Consider the following 25,192-nt stretch of genomic DNA (forward strand, 5'->3'; position numbering starts at 1 on the left):
GTTGTCGGCGTTGGGCTGACCCTTTGTTTACAACACCGGGCTTGTTTGTACCCTTGATATTTAGGAGTTTGTACCGTGGCTATTACTGCTGCTGCTTCGCGCTTGGGTACCTCCGCCTTCAGTGATGCTCCCCGAGTGGAGCTGCGGGCCAACTGGAGCGAGGAAGATCTAGAGACTGTCATCCGTGCCGTTTACCGTCAGGTCTTAGGCAATGACTACATCATGGCATCGGAGCGTTTGGTGAGTGCGGAGTCACTGTTGCGCAATGGCAAAATTACCGTGCGGGAGTTTGTGCGCGCAGTGGCCAAATCGGAACTCTACAAAGAGAAGTTTCTCTACGGCAATTTTCAAACCCGTGTCATTGAACTAAACTATAAACATTTGTTGGGGCGGGCACCCTACGATGAGTCGGAAGTGATCTTCCACCTAGATCTTTACGAAAATGAGGGCTTTGATGCCGACATCGACTCCTACATTGATTCCCCTGAGTACACCAATAGTTTTGGCGATTGGGTAGTGCCCTACTATCGCGGCTTTAATACTCAGCCGGGGCAGAAAACCGTCGGCTTTAACCGTATGTTCCGTCTCTATCGCGGCTATGCCAATAGCGATCGCGCCCAAGCAGAAGGCAGTATGTCCCGTTTAGCGCGGGATTTAGCCACCAACAGTTCCAATACAGTAGTCCCGCCTTCGAGGAGCGATACCGCCTTTGCCTACTACGCCCCCAGTGCTGATGTTCCTCCACGGGCTTGCTTGGGCGGTTCCTTTGGTGAAAGTGGCCGCGTCTATCGCATTGAAGTGGCGGGCATTCGCCAGCCGGGCTATCCGGGGGTGCGCCGTAGCAGTACCGCTTTCTTGGTACCCTATGAGCAACTGTCGAGCAAAATGCAACAGCTTCAGCGCACAGGTGCTCGCATTGTCAGTGTCAATCCTGCCTAGGAATGTTTGTTTAGCGTCCTTTTGAGATTGGGAGTCAGGTGTCATGTTTGGTCAAACTGCGTCTGGAAGTGCTGCCCTTAGTCCCTCCGGCGCTCGCGTTTTCCGCTACGAGGTTGTGGGTCTGCGTCAAAATGAAGAAACCGACAAAATGGGGTTTCCAATCCGCCGCAGCGGTAGCACTTTTATTACCGTGCCCTACAACCGCATGAATGAGGAGATGCAGCGGATTACTCGCATGGGGGGCAAAATCGTTTCCATTACCCCAGTGGTTGCCTCTTAGGTGACTGATGTCAGGAGAGGGAATGACGACGGTCTCTGAACCGGTACAGCTTACAGTGCCCCAAATGCTGGCGCAGCTTCAGGGGACAGATCCCAGTCTCCGCTACTACGCGGCGTGGTGGTTGGGAAAGTTTGGTCTAGAAATGGCAACGGCAGCGGAGCGGCAGGCCATTGTCAAGGCCTTGATTGTGGCCTTGGCCGATGAGGCCGATCGCACAGAATTGGGGGGGTACCCCCTACGGCGAAATGCAGCCCGTGCCTTGGGCAAGTTGGGCGATCGCCAAGCTGTCCCTGCCTTAATTGAGTGCTTGCACTGTGAGGATTTCTATGTCCGTGAGGCGGCGGCCATTGCTCTTGGTCAATTGGGAGATCCCCAAGCGATCGCCCCTCTACAAGCGCTCCTAGAAGGTGGTGTAGCAATGGCACGGCCAGTGCCCGGTCGTCCTCATCTAGTGCAGCCGGTGGAAGCTGTGATTGAAAGCTTGGGGCACCTCGGTGCCACCGAGGCGATTCCCCTGATTGAGCCGTTCCTGACCCATGAGGTGCCGCGAGTCCAATTTGCCACTGCACGAGCACTGTTTCAGCTTACGGGGGCAGCGGAATATGGCGATCGCCTCTTGGCAGCGCTTGCAAGCGAGGATGTCCAACTGCGACGGACAGCGCTTTTGGATTTGGGAGCGATGGGGTATCTGCCGGCAGCAGAGGCCATTTTGCAGGCGGGTGTTGAGGCCAGCTTTAAGCTCATTGCCCTCCACGGCATCCTAAGCAAGCAACTGCGTCAGGCTGCCCCAGCCGAACAGACCCTCTCCCTTTTTCAAGGATTGGATCAACTGCTGTGAGTGATCTTCTTGCCTATATCCATGCCGTTGAGACCGCCGCCTCTGCTCCGGCGCTGCACAAAGCCGTGGTTCAGCTTGCCCAACAAAAAGACACCGCTGCCATTCCAACGCTGATTGCCGTTTTGGGGTACAACAACCCCCCTGCTGCCCAGGCCGCTGTGGAAGGCCTCATTGCCCTTGGGGATGCTGTCGTTGATCCCCTGTTGGCTCAGTTGGATGGAGACAACTATGGCGCCCGTGCCTATGGGGTGCGTGTCTTGGGAAGTATTGGTCATCCCGCCGCTCTGCGGGTCTTATTGGCTGCTGCGGAGTCGGATTTTGCCCCCAGTGTTCGCCGTGCCGCCACAAAGGCCTTGGGAACGCTGCGCTGGCAGTTAATCCCTGAGGAGACGGCAAGAGAGGCTCAATTAAGGGAAGCACTCACGGTTCTGCAGCGCAACAGTGAAGCAGCGGATTGGGCGGTTCGCTATGCCGTGGGCGTTGCCCTTGACCATTTGCATCAGCAGGCGGCTGCCTGCGCCATTCGGGAGGCTGTGTGTTCACTCCTGAATCATTTGAGCGATCGCGACCCCGACATTGTTGTGCGTTCCCGTTGTCAGCTTGCCCTCCAGAGGGACTGTCTGTCCATGCACATCTAAAAGGATTGGAAAGTTATGTCGTTACCCTTGCTGGCTGTGAAGCCCAGAACCCTTGACCAGCGGGTGGTCAGTTATGAAGTCCCCGCCGAGGATGATCCCATCATTTACCGCCTCACCGATGCCACCGATGCCACAGACGTGGATGCCTTAATTTGGGCAGCCTATCGCCAAATTTTTAGTGAGCACCTGATTTTGGCCTCCTACCGCCAGCCTTTCTTAGAATCACAACTGCGCAACCGTGCCATTTCTGTTCAAGATTTCATCCGCGGCTTAGGTAAGTCAGTGGTCTATCGCGAACAAGTAGCGGCGGTCAACTCCAACTACCGCCTCGTGGATATCTCCTTTAAGCGCTTCTTAGGTCGCCCTACCTATGGTCGGCAAGAACAGATTGCTTGGTCAATTATTTTAGCCACCCGTGGCCTTGAGGGATTTATTGATGCCCTTGTGGACAGTGAAGAGTACCAGCAAAACTTTGGTGCCGATATTGTCCCCTACCAGCGGCGGCGGCGCAGGGCGCGTCCTTTTAACCTTGTTAATCCCCGCTACAGCGACTACTGGCGCAACAAGGAAATGTCCCTCAGTGGCCGTTCTTACTATCAGGTGCGCTACTACACCACAGGGCCCCTCGACAAGCAAGTGATCCGGGGGGCGATTCCGGCCAATTTCCTCTCTATGGCGCGTTCAATTGTGGTGCCCACTCTCGATAGTCAACGCCATGTGGCACGGGCTACCTCAAGTTTGGTGAAGGTTCCTAACACAGCCCAAGAGCGGGATTTACCACCCACCCCCGTCAAACCTGTGGCCGTTGCTTTGCCCTACCGTTATTTGCCCTCTCAACCAAAGGTGTAAGCCATGACGATTCCCTTGCTAAGCTACGCCCCCAGTTCCCAAAATCAACGGGTACCGGGCTATGAAGTCCCCAATGAAGAAACCCCTTGGCGCTATTCCTTAGAAGATGCAGTGGATCAGTCGGATATTGATGCACTGATTTGGGCAGCCTATCGCCAAGTGTTTAGCGAACATGTTGTCCTCAAAAGTACCCGCCAGCCCCATTTGGAATCGCAACTGACCAATCGTGCCATTTCGGTGCGGGATTTTATTCGCGGCCTAGCCAAATCAGAGACATTCCGCCGCTTGGTGGTGGAGACCAACTCCAACTATCGCCTAGTGGAAATTGCCCTGAAGCGGCTCCTTGGGCGTGCTCCCTACAACAAACAGGAAGAATTGGCGTGGTCTATTCGCATTGCCACCGATGGTTGGCAGAAATTTGTGGATACCCTTGTGGATAGTGATGAATATACGCAAAACTTTGGCGACAACACAGTGCCCTACCAGCGTCGTCGCTATAAAGACCGCCCCTTCAACTTAGTTACCCCTCGCTATGGTGACTACTGGCGCGATAAGTTAGAAAACAGCCGCTACAAGTGGGGCGATATTCGCAATTTCTTGGAGATGGCACGGTCGGTCAAGGTGACACCGCTGCAATTCAAGCCAGTGTCCACAGCCAATGTGCAAATCCCCGATACCACGCGGCGCGATCGCCCAACGGTACCGGTTTCGATCAACCCAACGGCGACCTTTCCGCTGCCCTAGCTATTGTTTCACTCTTTGACTTGGGAGAGATCCATGGACTTACCTCTACTCGCCTACAAGCCTACGACTCAAAACCACCGCGTCGCCAGTTTTGGCATTGCCGATCAAAACGAAGATACCCCCTATATCTATCGTCTTGAGGATGCGACTTCCTACGCGGAAATTCGCGAGGTGATCTGGGCCTGCTATCGGCAGGTCTTCAGCGAGCACGCCACCTTGGCCTTTAATCGGCAGGTCACCCTCGAGTCCCAATTGGTGAATCGGGTGATTACAGTGCGGGACTTTATTCGTGGTTTGGCGAAATCGGAGCGGTTCTATAATACAGTGGTAGCTGTGAATAACAACTACCGTTTGGTGGATGTTTGCCTGCGGCGTTTTTTGGGGCGCAGTGCCTACAATGAAGAGGAAAAAATTGCTTGGTCAATTAAAATCGGCACCCTTGGCTTCTATGGCTTTGTCGATGCCCTCCTCGACAGCGAGGAATACACCAATGCCTTCGGTGACTTTACGGTACCCTACCAGCGCAAGCGAATGGAGGGACGTCCTTTTAATCTCGTAACGCCACGCTATGGCTTTGAATACCGCGACAAAGTGGGCACCACCACCACCGATTGGCGGTTTACCTTGGAGAAATTCTACGATCGCAAGTTTCAAGAGCGGCGGCTTCCGGAGGGCGACCCGCGCAAATATCGCGATTTGGCAGCGGCGATCGCACCCAAGGCGCGCTATGCCCAACAGTTGCGCGCAGCTGATATTGACTACTTAGCGAAAGTGCCCCGCCGTCGTTAAGTAAAACTAAGGAATGCACTAATAGTGTAGCCGTCGGCAAATTGACTGGCGGCTTTTTTGTTCAATACCCAATGAATTTCTTGAGTTTCTTGGAACGCTAGCATAGTTTTGTTTTAATGGTCTCACTGTTAGATCAAGCTATGAGCGATCGCCTTCTGCCTTGGCTAGTACCCGCCATCGTCACTCTCACTGTTGTGCCCGCGAGTAGTCAGGTCACCATTCCCCTCACGGTAACCGTGACTCCCGATCGCGCTATTTTGGGAGATACACTCGCCATTGTGGTCAACGCTGCAGAACAGCCGACTATCGAGGTGGCCGGCAAAGCACTGCCGGTATTCTCCATTAGCCCACAGCAATGGCGGGCTTTTGTGGCAACAACACCGCTACAGACAGCGGGGCGCCGTTCATTGGTGGTTCGGGCAGGCAATGAAATCCGCAATATGTTGCTGTGGGTGGGCGATCGCTCGTTTCCTGTGCAACACATTTGGCTGCCCCCAAGCAAAGATTCCCCAGGAACGGATGTTGAATTTGATCGCGTGGATGCCTTTAAGACACTGGTGACGCCCGAAAAACTCTGGCAAGGGCCTTTTCGCCGCCCCAACAGTGGCTCTGTGACCACCCCCTACGGCGTGCGGCGGTACTACAACGGGGTTTTTGCCAAAGACTACTTCCACCGAGGCGTTGACTATGCAGGGCCAAAGGGATCACCGGTAGTGGCCGCTCAGCGAGGACGTGTGGCTTTAGTGGGGCGAGAGTCCCAAGGATTTCTGATCCATGGCAACACCGTGGGTATTGATCATGGACAAGGGGTACTGACGATTTACCTCCACCTTGATCAAATTCGCGTTCAAGAGGGACAAATGGTGGAGGCGGGGCAAGTGATTGGCACCGTGGGCAATACTGGTGCCTCCACAGGACCGCATCTTCACTGGGGACTCTACGTCAATGGCGAGTGCGTTGATCCGCAGTCATGGCTGAGCCACGGCTGGCAGTAGTGCGATATCCACGAGCTTCCCTGCCTAGTTTACGGTCAAGAAATGCGAGATAATGCTACTTCAGAGGTAGCCGCTTCGCTACCATTGCCGCTGATAAGATTTGGGAGTTAGCAACAATGACGATTCTCTTTCAACTGGCTCTTGCTGCCCTTGTCATCCTGTCCTTTGTGATGGTGGTGGGTGTGCCAGTGGCCTTCGCCTCTCCCCAAGATTGGGATCGCTCAAAGCAGTTAATTTTCCTTGGCTCCGGGCTATGGATTGCCCTCGTGCTGGTGGTGGGTGTTCTCAACTTCTTTGTGGTTTAGTCCGACCAGCGTTGACGATAGACTTCGTACAAGAGCACTGCTGTAGCAATCGCTACATTCAGCGATTCAACGTTTGGTTCCTGGGGAATCCGCAGCGCAGTAAATGTAGTGTCATGGTAGGCCAAGGGCAGCCCTTGGCCCTCATTTCCCATGACAAGTAAGGTGGGTTGACGAAAATCCGCCTGCCAATAGATCAGCGGTGCGGTTGGGAGTGTAACCACAATTTGCCATCCTTGGGCTTGATAGGCTTTGAGAGTTGCCAAACCATCGGTAACGGTTTGCATGGGTAGGCGAAACCACTGGCCAGCACTGGCACGTAACACTTTTGGATGGGTGATGTCTACACAATCGGCAGTCAGCAATAGTCCCTCAACACCCACTGCGGCAGCGGTACGAATAATCGTTCCCAAGTTACCGGGATCCTGAAGGGTAACTAAACACAAGCCTAACCCCTTTAGGGGCAATGTAGAGGAAGGAACATGGTTGACTACAGCTATCACGCCATCGGGGGTCATTGTTGTACAAAGGGCGGCAAGCACTTCGTCACTGACTTCAACGGTGCGATCGCTCCTGTGGAGAACCTGTTGCCAAAATGCTGAGGATTGCTTCGCTTGCCAAGACCCCGTGTAACAAACCACTGAAAAACGGTAGCCGGCGGCTAGGGCTTCCTGTAGCAGGTGAGTGCCCTCTAAGAGCAAGTGCCCTTGGCGATATTTGCGGTGGTGCAGCTTGCGGATCGAGCGCACCAGGGGATTCTGCCGACTAGTAATGATCACTGCCCAATCCAGCGGTCAAGTAAACGTTCCAGATAAAGGGTTAAGATGGCTGTTTGTGGCGCTTGGGCTTCAATTTCTATCGCTGATTGAATGTGGGGACTGGGTACCAGTGCTCAATTAACTCCCCAAGGCTGACGGGGGAAATTGAAGACCAATAACGCGATCGCCCCACAGGAATCCCTGCTTGGGATGGCCAATCCTGAAACGAAGGATGCGCTTGGGCGGCTGCTGTGAGTTCAATGGGAAACCAGCCGATTTCCTTCATGGGCGCGGGGGTCACCTCTGCTGCTAGAACTTGTGCCAAGAGTTGAGCACTAGGGCAAATCCCTAAAATGGACAACCTACTGGTGATCGCTTCCCGTAAAAAGGCCTTCTCAGCTACTAACTAAGGGTAGAGAGCATCATCGTGTACCCCCATAGATCCGTCGTCCATAACGATTAGGGCATCCGCCTCCGTCCAAGCTGGTAGCGGCTCGTCTGCATAGAGATGACTCCCCTGCCAATCAAAACCACCGGCATCGCCCACTGCGCAATGGACGCGGGGGTCTCAAAGGGCACATGCTGGAGGTAGTGCAGCCGCATGAATTTTGAATTTCCTTAGGAAGAACTGCCGCCTTCATTGCCAAGAATACGGGATTTATACTCGTTCACCTTTTGGCCAAATTCGCGGCGGCCTGATTCAAAAAGGACATAGCGATAGAGAAACCAGCAAGTATAGCCAAAACCCACAAGTTCACAGGTTGGCTCTAAGAGGGGAATAGCATTCACCACTTCTAAAATGGCAACCGCTAGTGCCACAAAGGGGACAGTGGCAAGAATAATGAAGAGCGTGCGCAGGGGCTGCTTGTATTCACCCACAAATGTACTGACTTGATCGGGGAAGACCGTGAGGAGCCAATAGAGTTTTTCGCGAGCCTGTTGCCACTGTTCATCTGTGAGACCATCTGCTTTGGAGGCTATGGCTTGCTCCCGTTCCGCTAGGGGTGCTGGTGCCGGCGTTGGTTCAAAAATGGGCTTTTCCGTATGGGTGGTTTCTGTGGTTGGGGATGTCTCAAATTCATTCATGCGCTTAAATTCCTTCAGTACCTCAGCAAGTTTAGGCTAAGTTCACCGATCAGTGTTGGTTAATAGCTAATAATTGTTTAACATAGGTGGTGCGTTACCGCTAGCATCTTATGTTCCCAAAAGACAGCTTTATAAGGCAATAGCGAATCATTTGCAGCACGTAGGCATAAATTACCTTGTCATCGGCCACGCCAGTTTCAAGGGCATGACCCGCGCGGTCCCTTCTGTGGCACCATAGACGGTGAATGTGGCGCCAATGTTAAATATCAGCTGTTGAGGAGTTTTTGGGCGCTGTTGTAGTTCTCCCGCTAGGAGCAATTGCACCCCTTGTAACAGGGCTTGAATAAAGGGTCATGGCTGTCCCTTGGCCAGAAACCATTCGCCGTAAAAGTCTTGTGGATCGTAGTTTCAAATTCCAGCATTGATATTCGTTATGTAGTGATCTCCTTCAGTGGTCTTGCTCTAGAGGAGTGGGCAAATCTGATACCGCCACTAAGTGAAACCCCATTTGACAGCGAAAGTGTTGACATCCCGCTTCGACAGTACCCCCTAAGGGTGCCCCACATCGGAGCTGACCCGCTTGCCAGCGGGGTTGACCTTGGCGGTCGGCAAACAAGCAGGATTGACACACAGACTGTGACGGTAAAATCTGATTTTGGGTGAGGATCACCAGCATCGGACACCTCCCGCCGATCAGAGCTTTTTGTAGGCAGTCTTTATAGAACCCTATAGAAAAAGCCTCTAACCCTTAGTTATTTATCTTACCGTGAAAGCCTAGCGGATACAGTTGACTTCCGTTGCTCACTTTGCTGGGGATTACAACTGACAGGTGTTTTCTGGAATCAGGTGCAAGGACTCTTTGTCAGGGACGGTTTGCTAGGATAGATACTCTAAAATCAATTAAGGTCAATTTAATTATTATTGTTGCCCCTTGAGCTGTAATCCATGTTTGACGCCCTTGCTGAACGCCTTGAATCTGCTTGGAAAACCCTACGCGGTCAAGACAAAATTACGGAAAACAATATTCAAGAAGCTCTTAGGGAAGTGCGCCGTGCCCTACTGGAGGCCGATGTCAACCTCCAAGTTGCCAAAGACTTTATTGAAAACGTGCGTCAGCGGGCGATCGGTGCTGAGGTCATTACTGGGGTTCGTCCCGATCAGCAATTTATCAAAATTGTTTACGATGCCCTCGTTGAGGTAATGGGGGAATCCTACAGTCCCCTTGCTCACGTAGAGCCGCCACCGACGATTATTCTTATGGCAGGTTTACAGGGAACGGGGAAGACCACGGCTACAGCAAAGCTCGCCCTGCACCTGCGCAAAGAACGGCGCAGCAGCCTTTTGGTGGCCACCGATGTTTATCGCCCCGCGGCCATTGACCAGTTAATCACCCTCGGTAAACAAATTGACGTGCCCGTGTTCGAGCTGGGCACAGAAGTTAGCCCAGTGGAAATTGCCCGCCAAGGAGTGGCCAAGGCCAAAGAACTCGGTGTGGATACCGTGATTATTGACACGGCGGGGCGCTTGCAAATTGATGCCGAGATGATGGCAGAACTGGCCGCCATCAAGGAAGCGGTACAACCCCACGAAATCCTCTTAGTGGTGGATGCCATGACTGGGCAAGAGGCAGCCAATCTCACCCGTGCCTTCCATGAGCAGGTGGGGATTACGGGCGCCATTCTTACCAAGCTAGACGGGGATACACGCGGCGGTGCCGCTCTTTCTGTCCGCCAAGTTTCCGGACAACCCATCAAGTTTATTGGTGTCGGCGAAAAAGTCGAGGCTCTTCAACCCTTTTATCCCGATCGTTTGGCCTCTCGCATCTTAGGGATGGGGGATGTCCTTACCCTTGTGGAAAAAGCCCAAGAGGAAGTGGACTTGGCCGATGCTGAAAAAATGTCCCGCAAAATTCTCGAAGCCCAGTTTGACTTTGATGACTTTCTTAAACAACTGCGCCTACTTAAAAATATGGGTTCCCTTGCGGGAATTATGAAGCTCATTCCCGGCATGAACAAAATCTCAACGGAGCAACTCCAGCAGGGGGAAATGCAACTCAAGCGGGCAGAAGCCATGATTAACTCCATGACTCGTGAAGAACGCCGTAATCCTGAACTTCTCGCTAACTCCCCCAGTCGCCGTGAACGGGTTGCCAAGGGTTCGGGTTATCAAGTTGCCGATGTTACAAAGTTGGTCAGTGATTTCCAACGAATGCGATCGCTGATGCAGCAGATGGGTCAAGGGGGCTTTCCAGGAATGGGGATGCCAGGCATGAACCCAATGGGTCGTGGGGGACGCCCTCAGATACCTAAAAAGCCCAAGAAACAAAAGAAACGCAAAGGCTTTGGCGTTCTTTAAGTATTGCCCTGACTACAAGGGGCGATAAACCCGATAGTTAATGTGAGGAAAGATGTTGTCAATTGCTTCCACCTTTTCCAGCCAACCAGCATCAATTTTTTGTGCCTTGATGTCATCGTAGAGCTTATGGAAGCGCATCAGGTGGCTACGGGTGCGGCGAACTGCATAGGGCACCATTGTTCCAGTGCGCATAATAAACGCCCAGTCTGAGGATTGGGCAAGCAGTAATTCCCGCGCTGCTTGGTTGAGGGCACGCCAACTCAGTTCATCCCACGGCTCTCCCTTGGCCAGCTCAATCATCCGTTCGGCGGCTTTGTGAAGGTGGGGATAAATCCAAGCATTGGTGTCGTTGAGCCAGTATTCATGGAAGCCCTTGTAACCCCAACTAGACTGGGAAGGACGGCACACCTGCTGTGTGGGATGGGCACGGAGATAGTCTGCCAAGTGGATCATGGCAAAGGTGTCTTGGTCAAACCAAACCTTGCGGAAGAGAAAGTCCAGAAACCATGGTCCTTCATACCACCAATGGCCATAGAGTTCAGCATCGTAGGGAGAGACGACAATCGGTGGACGTTGCATTAAGTGATAGAGATAACGAATTTGGTTTTCGCGGTTAAACATGAAGTTAGCAGCGTGTTCGGCTGCTTTTTCCCGTGCCCAGTAGGGGTCATAGAGTTGCTTATCCCCTAAACCAAGACCGCGGCCAGTAATTTTGTGGTACTTAATCCCGGTATTTTTGCGTTGGCCATTGGGCATGATGTAGGGCTTAATGTATTCGTAATCAGCTTCCCACCCCAAGTCCTTGTAGAATTCGCGGTATTCAGGTGCCCCCGGATAGCCCACCTCCGATGACCACACCTGCTGGGAGGATTCGTGATCCCGACCAAAGGCAGCTACTCCTGTTTCGGTAAAGATCGGTGCATAGGTGCCAAAGCGAGGGCGGGGACGGGCATGGAGAATACCGTGGCCATCGGTAATGAAATAGCGCAAACCAGCATCGGCAAGCATTCGCTCTAGGCCTTCGTAGTAGGCGCATTCCGGTAGCCAGATGCCCTTGGGCGGACGACCAAAGGTTTGTTCATAGTGTTCACAGGCCACCTGTAGTTGTGCCCACACCGCTTGAGGGTACATTTTCATGAGGGGCAAGTAGCCGTGGGTGGCACCACAGGTAATGATTTCTAGATTGTTGGTGTCTTGAAACTGCTTAAAGGCCTTGACAAGGTCGCGATCGTAGTGTTCCCACGTTTGCCGCACGCGGTTGAATTCTCGGGCATAGTGCTCGGCAAGGTAGCGGATGTGGCCATTGTAGGTATTGCGCTCTACTTCTAGCTCCGCCAGTTCCTCTAGTTTTGCCAAGTGCTGATCATAGCGTTCCTGCAACAGCGGATCCCGCAGCATTGAAATCAATGGCGGTGTCATACTCATGGTCATTTTGAAGTCCACGCCGTCCCGCTTTAGCCCCTCAAACATCCAGATGAGGGGCACATAGGTTTCGGTAATCGCCTCAAACAGCCACTCTTCCTCTAAGACGTAGTCACTCTCGGGATGGCGAACAAAGGGGAGGTGAGCATGCAAAACCAGTGCTAAATAACCAATTGCCATAGGAAGTTTGCCTATTGATGTATTTGGGACAACGGCACGGGATCAATGAGATCAGTTGAGTTTCCCTCATCTTAGGCGAAATAGCCAAATCTGCAACGGTCAATTTTTATCTTTTTTTCAGATTCATTGCTTGAGGGGTCATTCTGCCAGGGGTAGGGCATATTGCTGCCAGCCAGTGCCTTGAAACTTCGGTTCCTGAGACGGGTGGAGAATTTCTACAAGAATCTCAAGGGAATCCACTAGGCGCGGGCCGGGGCGATTAAAGTAGGCATTGCCATCCACAATGTACAGTTGACCGCTTTGCAGGGCACGCAATTGTTGCCATTGGGGATAAGTTTGCACTGCTTGGTGGAGTTCTTGACGGGTGCGTTCGAGGTCGAAACCGCAGGGCATGACAATGATCACCTCTGGATTAATTGCCAGCAGGGTTGACCACTCAATATAGGAAGAGTGTTTTCCCGCTGTACCTAGCACATGTTCACCACCTGCTAGGGCAATTAACTCTGGCACCCAATTGCCACTGGTCATTAGGGGGTCAATCCATTCAATGGTGACCACCTGCCGCCGCGGGCGATCGCTCACCCATGCTTGACAGGCCTGAATTCTTGTGTGCAGTGACTTTAGGAGGGGGTCAGCAGACATCCCAAGGGCATGAGCAACTTGCCGAATATCCTGCCAAACATCCGCCAGGGAATGGGGTTGCAGTGAAATCAACTGGGGGGGTGGGTCAAAGAGTTCGGCGATCGCCCGTTGGACATCCCCCAGAGTTACCGCGCAGACATCGCATTGATCTTGGGTAATGATATGGGTGGGCTGGAGCCGCTGGAGGGTTGCCAGCTCTAGATCATAGATGCCCAAGGCCAATTGCAGAAGGTTTTGGACTGCTTGTTCAATGGCCAGGCTAGACTGCTTTACATCTAGCCGTGCTCGTGTACAAACTGGCAATGCCTTGACTTCTGGTGGATAGTCGCACTCATGACTACGTCCCACAAGAAACGAAGTGAACCCAAGAGCTGCAACAATTTCTGTGGCACTGGGTAAGAGGGAGACCAGGCGGATGGGGGAAGAAATGCCAGGAGCCAGAATTGAACTGGCGACACGAGGATTTTCAGTCCTCTGCTCTACCAACTGAGCTATCCCGGCTTAAAGGTGCTTAATGATTCTAGCAAGTGTCTTGGTGCTATGACAAGTCTCTCAGAAAATCAATTGTTGAGTGCATGATTGAAAGAGGGCTGTTGACTAACACGTGGGCAAAGGCACAAGGCCTCAAAACTACGGTAATCTTATAGAGAAACTAGAGTATTGCTGGCAGTGCTATGGGCATCACCATTGAAAACGTTTCTAAGTCCTTTGGCTCTTTTCAAGCGGTCAAGCAGGTGGATTTGGACATTGCCAGTGGCTCTTTGGTGGCGCTGTTGGGGCCTTCGGGGTCTGGCAAATCAACCCTACTGCGGCTGATTGCGGGTCTAGAAATACCCGACACTGGCCGGATTCTGCTCACGGGTAAAGACGCGACCTATCAAAGTGTCCAAGAGCGTAATATTGGTTTTGTCTTTCAGCACTATGCCCTTTTCAAGCACATGACTGTGCGCCAAAATATCGCCTTTGGCCTAGAGCTGCGCAAGGTGCCCCGTGCCAAGATTAAAGCCCGAGTTGAAGAACTGTTAGAGTTGGTTCAGTTGACGGGTTTGGGCGATCGCTACCCCTCTCAGCTATCGGGAGGACAGCGCCAGCGGGTGGCTCTTGCCCGAGCCCTTGCCGTAGAACCGAAGGTGCTGTTACTGGATGAGCCTTTTGGCGCCCTTGATGCCAAGGTGCGCAAAGAACTGCGGGCATGGCTGCGACATCTCCACGACGATGTCCATGTCACAACGGTATTTGTGACCCACGATCAAGAGGAAGCCATGGAAGTTGCCGATCAAATTGTGGTCATGAACAAAGGTCAGGTGGAGCAGGTGGGCACGCCTGCGGAAATTTACGACCATCCCGCCAGTCCCTTTGTCATGAGCTTCATTGGTCCTGTAAATGTCCTGCGCTCCCGCGTCTTTCAAGAAACGGAAGGCACTCCCCCCCACTGCGATATCTTTCTGCGCCCCCACGACATCATTATTGAGACTAGTCCCAATGGCAGTACGGTCTCAGCCCGCATTCACCGCATCATTCACCTTGGCTGGGAAATTCAAGTGGAACTGCGCCTAGACGATGGGCAAGAATTGATGGCCCACTTATCGCGGGAACGATTTGATGAGCTTCGCCTTGAACCCCAACAGCAGGTTTTTATTAAGCCACGGGAAGCAAAATCGTTTCCCCTGTACTACAGCATTTAGGCACGAAAAAAAATCAGCTTATCCCTTGAACAAAAGTCGCCAGACTTGCTATGCTAACAAAGCGATGTAATGGGGTGTCGCCAAGCGGTAAGGCAGCGGGTTTTGGTCCCGCCATTCGGGGGTTCGAATCCTCCCGCCCCAGTTGAAGCTAAAAAATTAATGACCCAAACTCCTCCCTCTTTACTGGCTCTAGACTTTGATGGCGTGCTCTGCAACGGCCTGCGGGAATATTTTCAAACCAGTTGGCGGGTGTATCAGCAGGTGTGGTCTGACCAGCCCTTGACCCTTTCCCTAGAGAGGCTAGAGCGCGAATTTTGTCAACTTCGGCCTGTGATTACAGTGGGTTGGGAGATGCCGCTCCTATTGCGGGCAATCCTTGAAGGCACCCCTGCTCAAGAGATTCTCGCAGACTGGCCAAAGGTGCGCGATCGCCTGCTTGCTGCCTACCATCTGACTGCTACCGATTTAGGAGAACGGGTGGATAGCCTGCGCGATCGCTGGATTCAAACAGACTGGCAAAGCTGGCTAGCACTCCATGATTTTTATAGGGGTGTTGTGGCCGCTCTCCAGCGCTGGCAAGCTCAGGGGCAGCCCTTGGCCATTGTCACCACCAAAGAGCAACGCTTTGTGACCTATTTACTGGCGCAAGTGGGCATTTCCTTTCCTGCGGCGGCCATCTATGGCAAGGAGCAACAGCAGCCTAAGGCCGACATCCTTAAAGCCCTCCAGTCAACCTACGGTGCTCCTCTGTGGTTTGTTGAAGATCGCCTTGGGGCGCTTTTACAAGTTGCAGCTACCCCAGAATTAGAGGCAACAGAACTCTTTTTAGCTACTTGGGGGTATGTCACCGTTGGCGATCGCGCCCAAGCCGAGGCACATCCGCGTATTCATCTCCTCAACCTAGAACAGTTTTGCCAATTTCCCCACTGGTTTGCTCCCTAACCCCTTGTCTTTCAAGGAGGTTTTCTCTATACTAAAAAAGCTGCAAAACAGTGCGGGTCGCTAGCTCAGCGGTAGAGCACTCGGCTTTTAACCGATTGGTCTTGGGTTCGAATCCCAGGCGACCCACTTAGGTTAACTCTCCAAGAGGCGGCGCAGTTCTGTTATATCGTCGTCAAAGGATTTAGCGGGAGATGATGAGCTGGGACGGGGCGCATCCTGCACCTCTGGAGTTGAGACACTGATATTGATATTTAACTGACTACTGCCACTGGCACTCTGGGGTAACGTACCAGCAGAGGGGGAATCCGGTAGTAAGCCCATCTGCCGCTTCATTTCCAGCAGTTCAAATTCCGCATCCTGTTTGTTGGCACTGCTTTGGAGAGACTGGAATTTACTTTCTAAGGTATCGCCACTCAATTCCGCAATTGCTTGGGAGCGAGCCTCCATTTGTAGGACTTTATCTTCCATGCGCTCAAATGCTGCCATTGCATTAGAGGTGCTCACCCTGCTGACGGCCTGATGAATCTGCTCAGAGGCCTTGGCTGCCCGGACGCGTGCCTTGAGCATCTCCTTCTTCGTTTTCGCCTCAGAAATTTTGCTTTCCAGCGCCGTTAAGTTGTCTTTGAGGGTTTTCACCTGTACCGCCATTTGATCCACTTGAGCCTTGAGGGCAGCAGCGGTGTCCGTTGCCGTTTTCTTGCGGTTGAGAGCTTCTAGGGCAAGGGCTTCATCTCCTCTGCTGAGGGCAAGCCGTGCCCGTTCTTCCCATTGCTGAGCATCTTTAAGATTTTGCGCGTACTGTTGTTCGAGTCGTTTTTGGGCGGCAATGGCCTGAGCAACCGCTTGGCGTAACTTGACCAAGTCGGCATTCATGTCAATAATCGTTTGCTCGAGAATTTTTTCTGGATCTTCCGCAGAACTTACCAGGGCATTGAGGTTAGAGCGAATCACCATGCCCACACGATCAAGTAAACCCATGCTTTGCCTCGTCAATAACTCGTTGACTCTACTCTAGCGCATACCTTTCACATGCCCATGATGCAGTAGCCCGAATCCACGTAAAGAATTTGACCAGTGATGCCACTGGCTAGATCACTGGCAAGAAAAGCTGCTGTGTTACCCACTTCTGTTTGGGTTACCGTGCGCCGCAGTGGTGCTGTGGCTTCCACATGGTGAATCATGTCGAGAATGCCCCCCACTGCTGAGGAGGCCAAGGTACGAATTGGGCCAGCGGAAATACCATTGACGCGGATACGCTGAGGTCCCAGTTCCGCCGCTAGATAGCGCACATTCATTTCTAAAGCTGCCTTGGCAACGCCCATGACATTGTAGTTTGGCACCACCCGCACCCCCCCCAAATAGGTAAGGGTAATGATTGAACCGCCGTTGGTCATCAGGGGTTTTGCCGCACGGCTGAGGGAAATCAGGGAGTAGGCACTAATATCGAGGGCAAGATTAAAGCCCTCTAGGGAGACGGCTGAAAAGTCACCACTCAAATCTTCTTTTTGAGCAAAGGCCAAACAGTGAATCAAAATCTCTAGGCCACCCCAAGTGGATTGAATTGCTGCAAAGGTTTCGGCAATTTGTTGGGGTTGCTGCACATCTAAAGGCAGGAGTAGCTTGGGGGCAAGGGGTGCGGTGAGTTCCTCGACCTTTTGCTTGAGCTTTCCCCGCTCATCGGGAAGGTAAGTCACTGCTAGTTCGGCACCTGCTGCATGGAGCTGTTGAGCAATCCCCCAAGCAATGGAGCGGTTATTGGCAATGCCTGTAACAAGGGCGCGTTTTCCCGATAGATCTAAAAGCATAGGTGCAGACGGTGTAACGATCTAATCCTCTCATCCTACCAGAGGGGTCGCTGCCTTTAGCGCCAGCGCAGGATTTGGGTTTTGAGGGGGTTAACAAATTCGCGTCCCTCTTGGGTAGCTTTTTCGTACTCCCGCTTGATCTGGTAATACCACTTGGCTTGGTAATCTGCTTCCTTAATCAGGGTCAACGGTGGGTTATACTTCAGGCCTTCACTTTGCTTGGCAACAATACGCAAATCTTGGTTAAGAAATTCCCGTGCCAAGGGAGCCAGCAATGGCTTGAGGGGGGCAAGCCATGGAAATGTCCAGTAGTAGGTGGCCGTGAGTTCCGTTTCCTGGTCATTGATGGGGGTGAGGGTAATCAGAAAACAAAAGGTGTGGCGATCGCTATAATTCGTTTCGATGCGAATCCCCGGTAGCCGATAGATAATTTCCACCTCAGGGTGACCGCCTAAAAGATGGTGCGCCCAAGATTTGCGCAGCAGGGGATGGCGACGCATTGTAAAGCCATAGGGCGACGGGTCAAACGTTTTTGCCTTCTCAAAGAGTTTGCCCCGTTTGCGCCACCACCACGCCCGATGGACAAAGGGCGCATGGGAGGGATCCATAAAGTTGATAAATACTTGGTCAAGATGTCCCGGAAAAATGAATTTTTGCACCGCTTGGGGTTGGGTCTCGGCACTAAATCCGGGCACTAAGGGTACCTCCAAGGTGGGGTCGCTGACATTGCGTTCATTGGCCGGAAAAAAAATCCAGAGATTGCCCTGCACCTCCTGCACCGGATAGTTCAACACACCAAAGTGCTTGAGATCGACATCACTATCACTCGTGAGGGAGGGAATCAGTGTACAGTGGCCGTGGGCATTAAAGCGCCAGCCATGGTAGGGGCACTCCACCTCCTCCCCATCGAAGCGACCATAGTGCAGGGGAATACCCCGGTGGGGACAAAGATTGCGCAGAGCAAAGGGTTTACCCGAAGTGGTACGACAAAATAGGATGGGTTCTCCTAGGAGTACTTTGGCTTGACACTGACCCGGCTTGAGGTCAGCGGCTGGCAGACCGTAGTACCAGATATTACGCAGGAAGTTGCTCCCTTCATGGAGCGAAAATGCTGTGTTGCTGGAATTCATGGCGCAATCGTACTAAATGCTGGGCAGAAAATTCAACTGGAAAAAGGGGCACACCGCTTGGAGGTTGTAGCGATCGCCCCCGAAAAGTTAGATTCTAGCTCATCGGCGGGAAGCCCCGCCCTCTCCTGAAGAGGAATCTTACTACTCAACGTACCGCTTCCACCGCTCCACCACGGGCGATGAAGTAGGAATATCACTGTAAAACGCGAAGGTCAAAAGACTGGAGAAGCCCGCCCTCTGCGTAAAGCGTGAGGGTCGGGAGTATGTCACATAACTTCTTCTCTACTTCACGTAGCCGCAGTCAAGTTAGTGACATACCGCAGCAAGATTCCCTTTTGACCCAGAATAAAGCCTTGATCGGAGTCAAAGAAAAGAATTTTATAAAAGTTCGAGGGGACTTTTTTCACATCCACATCCTGCTGCCACGTTTGCCCCCCATCTTGGCTACAGAGAAGCACCCCAGTACCTCCTGCTACCCATACTTCATTGGGTGTGCGATAGGCCAGATCAAGGAAGCCGACACTATTAAAGCGCAGGGGACTCAAGAGTTCTCCCCAATGCTCAGAATTCTCTGGATCGGAGAAGGCAATTTTACCGCCATTGACAATCATCCAAAGGCGACCGTCGGGGGTAAAGCCCATATTGTGGACACGGCGCGAGGTAGTGCGATTATGGGGTTCCCAAGCGGTTTGTCCCGGTTGCCACGTGGAGTAAAAGCTCCCCCGCGAAGAGACAGCCACATACTCGCCAGAAGGTGAACGGTTGAGGTTGCGCATAACACCAATCGCTTCTTGGACTAATGCTTGCCAGTTTTTGCCACTATCTTTGGTACGGTAAATGGCACCCACATCGGTAATCATCTCCGCTGTGCCATTGCCCAAAGCTTTGATCAGGCGGGGTGATCCGGGGAGTTTGGGATTGAGGGGAATTTGCCGCCAAGATTGGCCGCCATCTGTTGTGTGGAGCATAATTGGCGGCTCACCGACAATCCAACCCTCGTTCCCTTGAAAGCTAATGCTGTTGAAGCGATAGTCTGGATTATCTAAAACCAGCGTGCGCGGTTCCCAAGTTTGACCACCGTCGTGTGTTTCCATTAGTGTGGCATTTGTGCCCACCAGCCAACCGTGATTGCGGTCAATAAAGCTCATGTCGAGAATCGTTGAAGTCGTTGGCAGTTGGATCGCTTCCCAGGGGTTGTAGTCCAAAGCCGGGATGGCGAGGGCAGAAGCGCTAAGGTTTACCCAGAGGACAACGGTCACCAGTAGCAAATACAGGAACTTGAATCCTTTCATTTTTTGCCAATAAATGTCAATTTGTTTAGCGAACATTATAGAAACTCAGTAGAAAAAGAACGGCAAGGGCAAGACCACCAAAAATGAGGATATTTTTCTGACCCGGCGTGAGGCGATTCACACCGAAGCCATAGTTGAGATTTTCCTTGAAACCTGAGGGAGCGCCTACAGGTCCAATGTTACTAAATTGCTTTTTGGGGGCACTGCACACTGGACACCGCCAGTTTAGGGGGAGATCGGCAAAGGCAGTGCCGGGGGGAATCGAACGATTTTCGTCGCCCTTTGCGGGTTCATAGATGTAGCCGCAGGCACGGCACTCAAACCGATCCAAAGGGGCAACATCAGGGGTTTCGGCGGTCATACCTCAGAAATTTTTAAGATTTGCGACATACATCTTAATGTTACGGGATTTAGGGGCGTTTCTTGTGACGACGACAGGGGAGTTTTCAGGACAATACTGCGAAAGTCTAAGACATGTAACAAAATATTAGGCTGCTGTCACATAAATATAAAGAAAAGATTAGGAAAGTCATCCTTTCTAAAAAGTGACGCCATCATAGAGGTGTTCAATTGAGGTCAGCCTATACAGACCTTAACCTTAAATCTCCTTTAATATTCCGTAGAATGCCGGCTTCCACAGGAGCAAGGGAGGCTGGCATTTTACTACTAGGGATAGAATAAAAACCTGCGCTTTCCACTTGTTGCCTGTGACTTCCACTTTGTGTTGGCACTATCCACCCCTCCAAGAGGGGATTCTCTGTCGTCGCTATCAGCGATTTTTTGCCGAGATTGAGTTGACCTCTGGCGATCGCATTACGGCTCACTGTCCGAATACTGGTCCAATGACAGGGATTTGCAAAGTGGGTGCTCCTGTCCAAGTCTCCTATCATGCTGACCCTAAACGCAAGCTGGCCTATACATGGGAAATGATTTTTGTCGATGGCACTTGGGTAGGGGTAAATACAAATTTGCCCAATCGGGTGATTGCCTCAGCTTTGGCAGCAGGAATTCTACCGGAACTGGCGGGCTACGAAACCCAGCAGCGAGAGGTGGCCTATGGTCAAGAACGCAGCCGCATCGACTTTTACCTGACGGATCATCCCCAGCGACCCTGTGCCTATGTTGAGGTAAAAAATACCACTTGGGCGCAAGGGGGCTTAGCCCTGTTTCCCGATACAGTAACCCCCCGAGGCCAAAAGCATCTGCGGGAACTGCAATGGCTACGGCAAACTGAGCCACAGGCACGGGTGTGTATGCTCTATTTTATTAATCGCGGCGATTGCGATTGCTTTGCACCGGGGGACAGTGCCGATCCTACCTATGGACAACTACTACGTGCTGCTTATAGCCAAGGGGTGGAAATTTTACCCTATCGTTTTGCCATTGAGCCAACGGGCATTCAGTTTTTAGGCCTTGCTGAGCTGATACTCTAAAACAGTTGACTGAGTTCAATTAGATTGCCATCGGGATCTGCTACAAAAATCGCTGCCCGTCCTGAGGCACTGCGTTGCAAGGGAATTTTGGCAGCAGTTAGACGCTGTTCAAAAACTGCCAAATCACTCACACCAAGGGCAAAGTGGGGGTTGCGTCCCCAGCGCTCATCTGGATGGGGAGGCACTACCTTTTCCGCTTGGATCAAATGAATTTGCACGGTACCGATTTGATACCAACGGCCGGGAAACTTCAGGGGGCGATCGACGGGGGTAAGACCCAGCAACCCCTCATAGAAGGCAGCAGCCCGCTCCAGATCTGAGACGTTAATAGCAACGTGGAGAAAGACCATCAGGCGTTGGTGGATTGTGTCACCCCCAGACGAATTTCTGAGCAAAAGGAGGCCATACTAAAGCCGCCAAAACGCTTAAGAATACTGGTGCGCAGGCGTAGATTAGGACTGGCAAACCAGAGACGTTCCTCGGAATACATCGTTTCGTATTCGGTAATTAATGTTAGGGCACCATCACTGCCCATACTGAAGCGACCGGCAACCGGCGCTTTTTCGGCATAGCCCATTTCTCGCAGGAGCTTGCCCTCCATGCGCGACCCCTGATCCATGATGGGTACCAGTACCGTTGAGCCTTCGTGCTTCTCGCTGTCCCATTCCATTGTCCCGTCCCAACTGACCCGTGCGCCGCACACTGCCCAAGTCGGATCGATGTCGTATTGCTGACACAGGGCAATTACCGCAGGATCATCCACAGACAGTAATTCAATGGTTAACTGAGACTTGCCTGACTCAGTTTGCTTAAAGGCCAAGTGATGACTGGTTCGTTGAGAAAACCAGCGGCCAGCACTTTGGGCAAAAAAGTCGTGGATGTCCATACCTATACACACTGCTAATGAGGGTCAAATCGGTATTTTTGAGTCTTTTTTTAGGGTACACCGTCTCTTTGATTCCTTCCAAACGATCGCGCCGAGGCAAGAGCGGTCAAAAATGAACAATGTAACGATATGTAAACGAGTTTAAGATTTAAGATAGAAGTAGGTCGTCCTTATCCATCCCTATGCTGCACTCAAATTTACCCGAACCTCAACTGCTTAAGGTTTTGCTGGAGCCACTACTTGAAGACTTTCAGTACTGGTTCACGCGATCGCGCTCGCTACTGGAGACAGAAGTGATTCCCTTTTTAGGGGTAGCAGAACAGCAGGCACTCCTTGAACGAGTAAAGACTGCCCTCAATGATGTGATTGCTACCCAAAGCCTCTTTCGGGCAACGGACGGCCAAGTGGGGGTTGATACCCAGGTGTTAATGCAGTGGCATACGCTGTTGATGGAGTGCTGGCAGGTTGCCCACCACTATCGCTTATCGAAATCTTGTGACGCTTAAACCATTCTCGGCGCTTGGCTCGGAGGTGCTCTCTTCATGTTGCAGTTGATTTATATTGTTGCCTTTACGGTCTTGGCACTACTGGCCATGGCCAATCTAATTCGTAGTTTGTTGACTCTCGGTATAGAATCGCAACGGCAATTTTCACCGCAACGGGTGACCCATCCAGAACTCTTAGATAGCGAGGGTCACATCATTGATGAACCCCTGTTGGTGATGCGCTCCCTGAGTGTGGAGGATGCCCGAGCCCAACTGGATGCAATCTACCGCGAATCCCCTAGCTATGGCGACGACCAGCGTGGAGAAAGCCAAGCCTAGGGCAATATGGGCAGTTCCTGAGTCGATGGTTTCAGGTGGATGCAACGGCTCTAGCAGAGGTCTTGACTGAGACACGGCGGCAGTTGCCGGCAACGGCGGTCTTCCTGATGGGCAAACCCCAATCGAGGAAAAATTCGATAGCGCATCTAGCAGGTGCTCCAAGAAACATTGGCAACCGCACCTTTACGCCTGCAACACAGTGAGAGTTAAATCAAGCCATCGTTTTTGGGGGCATTTGCCGTTAGGGAGCCATCGGCTTGCCAGCGCACTTCTCCTGTTTCTCCAACCACAAAATAGGGAATTTGTTTCTGCTTTAGATAGTCGGCGATCGCCGGATCAACGGTGTTGCGACTAAGAATGACACTACGCGGCTTGACAATCTCAAATAGGCGGGGAGTTAATGTTCTGCCCCACCACCAGAGAACCTGCGGCGGCTCTACGGGTGTCACGGCCAGCCAATCGGTTTGCGCAGCATCGCGACTAGGATCATGAACAAAAAGCCAGCGACTACTCCCCATCTGCAACGCTAAGATTGCAGGATCTGAGCGCAAGACAGTGATTTTTACTTGACCCAGTTGAACGGGTTGCCGCAGAGGCAATGTTTCATAGGGCACCTTGAGGGTGGCCAACATTTCCCGATAGGCAGGATCACTTTTGGCCGTTGGCACATCTGTAAATTGGCGAATCGGGGCGATGCGATGGATGTCGCGCCAGCCCTGCTGTTGACGGTACTGGCGATCGCTGGCCACTGCCCAATCAATACGGTTAATACCCTCTTGGGCCAAGAAAGCCGTTAGCCCTTGGGCATCGCCCCCATTGATCACTACTGTTCCTGCTGGCTGCTGAATTACAAGTGTCGGAACCTGTGTATTGGCGAGAACAGTGGCTTGCAAGAGGGTGTTTTGGCGCAAAACAAAGGGCACTAGAACAAGGGTGATGCCAAGGGTAAACAGCAAAAACCAGTGTCGCCGCCACCGAGGACTGAGCCACACAAGAATAATCAGGCCATAGAGGACTACGACTTGGAGCCAGCTCAGGCTGCCAAGGGTAATTGTTGCTCCCGGCAACTGGCCAATAGCTTGGATGAGCCACAGGAGAAAGGCCGTGGGGTAGTAGAGGAGCCAGGCAAGGACGGAACCCACAGGAGGAATGAGGAGGCCAATCATTGCACTGATAAAGCCGCCAACCGTTAAGAGGACAAGGGGCAGATTGGCAATGACATTGGCCGGCAGACCATACACAGGAAAAACGCCAAAGATAGAAAGGGAAAAGGGGAGAACCCAGAGGGTGGCGGCGAGGGGCACGGCAATTAGATTACGGAAAGGCGTTGGCAACCAATCGAGGCGATCGCTGATGGGTTGGGCACTGACAATTAAGCCCAGTGTGGCCAAGAAGCTCAACTGAAAGCCAATGTCCTCAATCCATAGAGGGTTGTAAATCAGCATGGCAGTGGCGATCGCCAGCAGGATCAGAAGAGGTTGCCCCCTTTGGCCATTCCCTAGAGCCACTAACCCCGCCAAACCCATGAGCACAGCTCGAATTGCTGAGGGAGCAAATCCACTCAAGCAGGCAAAGAGCACCAAGACCCCAGCCCCCAACCCATAGCACCACTGCTGCGGCAAGGGGCGGGTCAGCGCCAAGACAACCGCTAACAAAATAGCCGTATGAAACCCTGAGGCCGCCAGCGCATGGGAGAGCCCCACTCGCCGAAAGCTATCGCGCACCTCAAAGGGAATGGCCACCGCACGGCTGCCCAGTACCATTGCCGAGACCACAGCCCCATAGCGATCGCCCAATCCTTGGGCATGGACTTGGACAATTCGCTGCCGCAGTGCCCACAGCCCCCACCGTGATCCTTGATCCAAAAGGGTGACCCTATTGCCGGCTAAGCCGGCAAAGGTCTGCTGTAACTGAAGCTGTCGCCGAAAGTTAAAGGCACGAAAAAATTCATTGCCCCCAGCACGGGGAAGATAGAGCCGCCCTGAGATCTGAATCCGCTGGCTGGGATATAGCTTTGCCCCTTGCTCTGCTGGAAGCGTCACGTAAAGGCGACCACTGGCTCTCCCCTGCAGAACCCCACTTTGGGCGGGTACCTCACTGAGATTTTGGTAGCGCTCCACCCCTAGGAAAAAACGTTGTCGCCCGACGCGATTAGGGAGTGGTGTGGTTTCAACCCAACCCTCGACAAGCACTGTTGGCGGTAGATTCAGAGCCTCAAGACGCGGCACTAAACGACTAATATCATTCACCCCTGGCTGGGGCGTGCGCAGCCACACATAGCCCATTGCCAAGAGGGCAACCACAGTGGCGATCGCAAAACTTTGACTTGCAGGCAGTCGCAGCCAAACCTTGCCGCCCCAACGGCGCCCCCCATAGAG

The 25,192-nt window shown here is 52.5% G+C and carries 29 protein-coding genes and 3 tRNA genes; 17 read left to right on the top strand and 15 right to left on the bottom strand.

Annotated elements, in window-relative coordinates:
• Positions 1-75 precede the first annotated feature (75 nt).
• From P3X23_RS04820 to psbZ, 9 genes are all read left to right on the top strand, one after another.
• On the top strand, positions 76-939 hold the full coding sequence (locus tag P3X23_RS04820) for a phycobilisome linker polypeptide (protein ID WP_300873665.1): 864 nt from the start codon (positions 76-78) through the stop codon (positions 937-939).
• Positions 940-982: 43 nt separating this feature from the next.
• The gene (locus tag P3X23_RS04825) at positions 983-1,219 is read left to right on the top strand and encodes a phycobilisome linker polypeptide (RefSeq protein WP_149818199.1); all 237 of its coding nucleotides are present in this window, start codon (positions 983-985) and stop codon (positions 1,217-1,219) included.
• Positions 1,220-1,226: 7 nt separating this feature from the next.
• Positions 1,227-2,057: a HEAT repeat domain-containing protein gene (locus P3X23_RS04830; protein WP_367186517.1), complete on the top strand. Its 831-nt coding sequence runs from the start codon at positions 1,227-1,229 to the stop codon at positions 2,055-2,057.
• Positions 2,054-2,695, top strand: a complete 642-nt coding sequence (locus P3X23_RS04835; protein WP_300873669.1) for a HEAT repeat domain-containing protein — start codon at positions 2,054-2,056, stop codon at positions 2,693-2,695. Before P3X23_RS04830 ends, P3X23_RS04835 begins: the two co-directional genes overlap by 4 nt.
• Positions 2,696-2,710: 15 nt before the next feature.
• Positions 2,711-3,544: a phycobilisome rod-core linker polypeptide gene (locus tag P3X23_RS04840; RefSeq protein WP_300873671.1), complete on the top strand. Its 834-nt coding sequence runs from the start codon at positions 2,711-2,713 to the stop codon at positions 3,542-3,544.
• Positions 3,545-3,547: 3 nt separating this feature from the next.
• A complete protein-coding gene (locus P3X23_RS04845) occupies positions 3,548-4,288 on the top strand; it encodes a phycobilisome rod-core linker polypeptide (protein ID WP_300873673.1) in 741 nt (246 codons plus the stop codon).
• Positions 4,289-4,321: 33 nt separating this feature from the next.
• Positions 4,322-5,077: a phycobilisome rod-core linker polypeptide gene (locus P3X23_RS04850; RefSeq protein ID WP_300873675.1), complete on the top strand. Its 756-nt coding sequence runs from the start codon at positions 4,322-4,324 to the stop codon at positions 5,075-5,077.
• 116 nt (positions 5,078-5,193) lie between these two features.
• On the top strand, positions 5,194-6,072 hold the full coding sequence (locus P3X23_RS04855) for a M23 family metallopeptidase (RefSeq protein WP_300873677.1): 879 nt from the start codon (positions 5,194-5,196) through the stop codon (positions 6,070-6,072).
• A gap of 116 nt (positions 6,073-6,188) precedes the next feature.
• Positions 6,189-6,377: a photosystem II reaction center protein PsbZ gene (gene psbZ / locus P3X23_RS04860; protein ID WP_298614337.1), complete on the top strand. Its 189-nt coding sequence runs from the start codon at positions 6,189-6,191 to the stop codon at positions 6,375-6,377.
• On the opposite strand, the gene P3X23_RS04865 is transcribed toward psbZ, so the two are convergent.
• From P3X23_RS04865 to P3X23_RS04880, 4 genes are all read right to left on the bottom strand, one after another.
• Positions 6,374-7,153, bottom strand: a complete 780-nt coding sequence (locus tag P3X23_RS04865; protein WP_300873679.1) for an RNA methyltransferase — start codon at positions 7,151-7,153, stop codon at positions 6,374-6,376. The genes psbZ and P3X23_RS04865 overlap by 4 nt on opposite strands.
• A gap of 76 nt (positions 7,154-7,229) precedes the next feature.
• Entirely contained in the window at positions 7,230-7,433 is a 204-nt protein-coding gene (locus tag P3X23_RS04870) for a hypothetical protein (protein ID WP_300873681.1), read from the bottom strand.
• A 317-nt stretch (positions 7,434-7,750) separates the two neighbouring features.
• Positions 7,751-8,218 (bottom strand): CAAD domain-containing protein, encoded by a 468-nt coding sequence (locus P3X23_RS04875; protein WP_300873683.1) that lies wholly within the window; start codon positions 8,216-8,218, stop codon positions 7,751-7,753.
• Between the two features lie 448 nt (positions 8,219-8,666).
• A complete protein-coding gene (locus P3X23_RS04880) occupies positions 8,667-8,894 on the bottom strand; it encodes a hypothetical protein (RefSeq protein ID WP_300873685.1) in 228 nt (75 codons plus the stop codon).
• Positions 8,895-9,163: 269 nt separating this feature from the next.
• Here P3X23_RS04880 and ffh point away from each other — a divergent pair, with 269 nt between their 5' ends.
• Positions 9,164-10,573, top strand: coding sequence for a signal recognition particle protein (gene ffh / locus P3X23_RS04885; protein ID WP_300873687.1), 1,410 nt, complete (start codon positions 9,164-9,166; stop codon positions 10,571-10,573).
• Between the two features lie 12 nt (positions 10,574-10,585).
• Here the strand turns inward: ffh and P3X23_RS04890 are convergent, their stop codons facing one another.
• The 3 genes from P3X23_RS04890 to P3X23_RS04900 form a co-directional block, all read right to left on the bottom strand.
• Positions 10,586-12,175: a glycoside hydrolase family 57 protein gene (locus tag P3X23_RS04890; RefSeq protein ID WP_300873689.1), complete on the bottom strand. Its 1,590-nt coding sequence runs from the start codon at positions 12,173-12,175 to the stop codon at positions 10,586-10,588.
• 138 nt (positions 12,176-12,313) lie between these two features.
• Complete coding sequence (locus P3X23_RS04895) at positions 12,314-13,261, bottom strand: cobalamin-binding protein (RefSeq protein ID WP_367186518.1); 948 nt, start codon at positions 13,259-13,261, stop codon at positions 12,314-12,316.
• A tRNA-Phe gene (locus tag P3X23_RS04900) sits at positions 13,246-13,318 on the bottom strand. Before P3X23_RS04900 ends, P3X23_RS04895 begins: the two co-directional genes overlap by 16 nt.
• Before the next feature lie 173 nt (positions 13,319-13,491).
• Here P3X23_RS04900 and P3X23_RS04905 point away from each other — a divergent pair.
• From P3X23_RS04905 to P3X23_RS04920, 4 genes are all read left to right on the top strand, one after another.
• Positions 13,492-14,502 carry a TOBE-like domain-containing protein gene (locus P3X23_RS04905; RefSeq protein ID WP_300873691.1) on the top strand — a complete coding sequence of 337 codons (1,011 nt, stop codon included), beginning with the start codon at positions 13,492-13,494 and terminating at the stop codon, positions 14,500-14,502.
• 70 nt (positions 14,503-14,572) lie between these two features.
• Positions 14,573-14,644 (top strand) — tRNA-Gln (locus P3X23_RS04910).
• A 17-nt stretch (positions 14,645-14,661) separates the two neighbouring features.
• Complete coding sequence (locus tag P3X23_RS04915) at positions 14,662-15,444, top strand: HAD family hydrolase (protein ID WP_300873693.1); 783 nt, start codon at positions 14,662-14,664, stop codon at positions 15,442-15,444.
• Positions 15,445-15,498: 54 nt separating this feature from the next.
• Positions 15,499-15,570, top strand: a tRNA-Lys gene (locus P3X23_RS04920).
• A gap of 6 nt (positions 15,571-15,576) precedes the next feature.
• Here P3X23_RS04920 and P3X23_RS04925 read toward each other — a convergent pair.
• The 5 genes from P3X23_RS04925 to P3X23_RS04945 all read right to left on the bottom strand — a co-directional run bounded on the left by P3X23_RS04925 (position 15,577) and on the right by P3X23_RS04945 (position 20,032).
• Positions 15,577-16,422 (bottom strand): PspA/IM30 family protein, encoded by an 846-nt coding sequence (locus tag P3X23_RS04925; RefSeq protein WP_300873695.1) that lies wholly within the window; start codon positions 16,420-16,422, stop codon positions 15,577-15,579.
• 47 nt (positions 16,423-16,469) lie between these two features.
• Positions 16,470-17,249 (bottom strand): enoyl-ACP reductase FabI, encoded by a 780-nt coding sequence (gene fabI, locus P3X23_RS04930; RefSeq protein ID WP_300873697.1) that lies wholly within the window; start codon positions 17,247-17,249, stop codon positions 16,470-16,472.
• Positions 17,250-17,305: 56 nt separating this feature from the next.
• Positions 17,306-18,379, bottom strand: coding sequence for an aromatic ring-hydroxylating dioxygenase subunit alpha (locus P3X23_RS04935; RefSeq protein ID WP_300873699.1), 1,074 nt, complete (start codon positions 18,377-18,379; stop codon positions 17,306-17,308).
• 287 nt (positions 18,380-18,666) lie between these two features.
• Positions 18,667-19,707 (bottom strand): photosynthesis system II assembly factor Ycf48, encoded by a 1,041-nt coding sequence (locus P3X23_RS04940; RefSeq protein ID WP_300873701.1) that lies wholly within the window; start codon positions 19,705-19,707, stop codon positions 18,667-18,669.
• Complete coding sequence (locus tag P3X23_RS04945; protein WP_300873703.1) at positions 19,697-20,032, bottom strand: rubredoxin; 336 nt, start codon at positions 20,030-20,032, stop codon at positions 19,697-19,699. Before P3X23_RS04945 ends, P3X23_RS04940 begins: the two co-directional genes overlap by 11 nt.
• A 346-nt stretch (positions 20,033-20,378) precedes the next feature.
• Between P3X23_RS04945 and sfsA the strand changes: the two genes are divergently transcribed.
• Positions 20,379-21,104 (top strand): DNA/RNA nuclease SfsA, encoded by a 726-nt coding sequence (sfsA, locus tag P3X23_RS04950; RefSeq protein WP_300873705.1) that lies wholly within the window; start codon positions 20,379-20,381, stop codon positions 21,102-21,104.
• Here the strand turns inward: sfsA and P3X23_RS04955 are convergent.
• Together P3X23_RS04955 and P3X23_RS04960 are read right to left on the bottom strand one after the other, a co-directional pair.
• Positions 21,101-21,454 carry a VOC family protein gene (locus tag P3X23_RS04955; RefSeq protein ID WP_300873707.1) on the bottom strand — a complete coding sequence of 118 codons (354 nt, stop codon included), beginning with the start codon at positions 21,452-21,454 and terminating at the stop codon, positions 21,101-21,103. The genes sfsA and P3X23_RS04955 overlap by 4 nt on opposite strands.
• Positions 21,454-21,990 (bottom strand): phycobiliprotein lyase, encoded by a 537-nt coding sequence (locus tag P3X23_RS04960; RefSeq protein ID WP_300873708.1) that lies wholly within the window; start codon positions 21,988-21,990, stop codon positions 21,454-21,456. Before P3X23_RS04960 ends, P3X23_RS04955 begins: the two co-directional genes overlap by 1 nt.
• Positions 21,991-22,172: 182 nt before the next feature.
• Between P3X23_RS04960 and P3X23_RS04965 the strand changes: the two genes are divergently transcribed.
• Together P3X23_RS04965 and P3X23_RS04970 are read left to right on the top strand one after the other, a co-directional pair.
• Positions 22,173-22,496, top strand: a complete 324-nt coding sequence (locus P3X23_RS04965) for a DUF2605 domain-containing protein (RefSeq protein WP_300873710.1) — start codon at positions 22,173-22,175, stop codon at positions 22,494-22,496.
• 36 nt (positions 22,497-22,532) lie between these two features.
• Positions 22,533-22,814, top strand: coding sequence for a DUF2973 domain-containing protein (locus P3X23_RS04970; RefSeq protein ID WP_300873712.1), 282 nt, complete (start codon positions 22,533-22,535; stop codon positions 22,812-22,814).
• A gap of 206 nt (positions 22,815-23,020) precedes the next feature.
• Here P3X23_RS04970 and P3X23_RS04975 read toward each other — a convergent pair.
• A partial coding sequence (locus P3X23_RS04975; protein ID WP_300873714.1) for a ComEC/Rec2 family competence protein occupies positions 23,021-25,192 on the bottom strand: 2,172 nt, incomplete at its 5' end.

It is taken from the genome of Thermosynechococcus sp. Uc (assembly GCF_029335995.1).
Lineage (GTDB): Bacteria > Cyanobacteriota > Cyanobacteriia > Thermosynechococcales > Thermosynechococcaceae > Thermosynechococcus.

Coding starts and splice junctions, on each gene's coding strand:
- P3X23_RS04880 (WP_300873685.1), bottom strand. CDS start 8,894: ATGCTGGTGATCCTCACCCAAAATCAGATTTTACCGTCACAGTCTGTG.
- P3X23_RS04825 (WP_149818199.1), top strand. CDS start 983: ATGTTTGGTCAAACTGCGTCTGGAAGTGCTGCCCTTAGTCCCTCCGGC.
- P3X23_RS04960 (WP_300873708.1), bottom strand. CDS start 21,990: ATGGACATCCACGACTTTTTTGCCCAAAGTGCTGGCCGCTGGTTTTCT.
- P3X23_RS04940 (WP_300873701.1), bottom strand. CDS start 19,707: ATGTTCGCTAAACAAATTGACATTTATTGGCAAAAAATGAAAGGATTC.
- P3X23_RS04890 (WP_300873689.1), bottom strand. CDS start 12,175: ATGGCAATTGGTTATTTAGCACTGGTTTTGCATGCTCACCTCCCCTTT.
- P3X23_RS04875 (WP_300873683.1), bottom strand. CDS start 8,218: ATGAATGAATTTGAGACATCCCCAACCACAGAAACCACCCATACGGAA.
- P3X23_RS04970 (WP_300873712.1), top strand. CDS start 22,533: ATGTTGCAGTTGATTTATATTGTTGCCTTTACGGTCTTGGCACTACTG.
- ffh (WP_300873687.1), top strand. CDS start 9,164: ATGTTTGACGCCCTTGCTGAACGCCTTGAATCTGCTTGGAAAACCCTA.
- P3X23_RS04925 (WP_300873695.1), bottom strand. CDS start 16,422: ATGGGTTTACTTGATCGTGTGGGCATGGTGATTCGCTCTAACCTCAAT.
- P3X23_RS04945 (WP_300873703.1), bottom strand. CDS start 20,032: ATGACCGCCGAAACCCCTGATGTTGCCCCTTTGGATCGGTTTGAGTGC.
- P3X23_RS04965 (WP_300873710.1), top strand. CDS start 22,173: ATGCTGCACTCAAATTTACCCGAACCTCAACTGCTTAAGGTTTTGCTG.
- fabI (WP_300873697.1), bottom strand. CDS start 17,249: ATGCTTTTAGATCTATCGGGAAAACGCGCCCTTGTTACAGGCATTGCC.
- P3X23_RS04905 (WP_300873691.1), top strand. CDS start 13,492: ATGGGCATCACCATTGAAAACGTTTCTAAGTCCTTTGGCTCTTTTCAA.
- P3X23_RS04915 (WP_300873693.1), top strand. CDS start 14,662: ATGACCCAAACTCCTCCCTCTTTACTGGCTCTAGACTTTGATGGCGTG.
- P3X23_RS04850 (WP_300873675.1), top strand. CDS start 4,322: ATGGACTTACCTCTACTCGCCTACAAGCCTACGACTCAAAACCACCGC.
- P3X23_RS04935 (WP_300873699.1), bottom strand. CDS start 18,379: ATGAATTCCAGCAACACAGCATTTTCGCTCCATGAAGGGAGCAACTTC.
- psbZ (WP_298614337.1), top strand. CDS start 6,189: ATGACGATTCTCTTTCAACTGGCTCTTGCTGCCCTTGTCATCCTGTCC.
- P3X23_RS04845 (WP_300873673.1), top strand. CDS start 3,548: ATGACGATTCCCTTGCTAAGCTACGCCCCCAGTTCCCAAAATCAACGG.
- P3X23_RS04955 (WP_300873707.1), bottom strand. CDS start 21,454: ATGGTCTTTCTCCACGTTGCTATTAACGTCTCAGATCTGGAGCGGGCT.
- P3X23_RS04840 (WP_300873671.1), top strand. CDS start 2,711: ATGTCGTTACCCTTGCTGGCTGTGAAGCCCAGAACCCTTGACCAGCGG.
- P3X23_RS04855 (WP_300873677.1), top strand. CDS start 5,194: ATGGTCTCACTGTTAGATCAAGCTATGAGCGATCGCCTTCTGCCTTGG.
- P3X23_RS04830 (WP_367186517.1), top strand. CDS start 1,227: ATGTCAGGAGAGGGAATGACGACGGTCTCTGAACCGGTACAGCTTACA.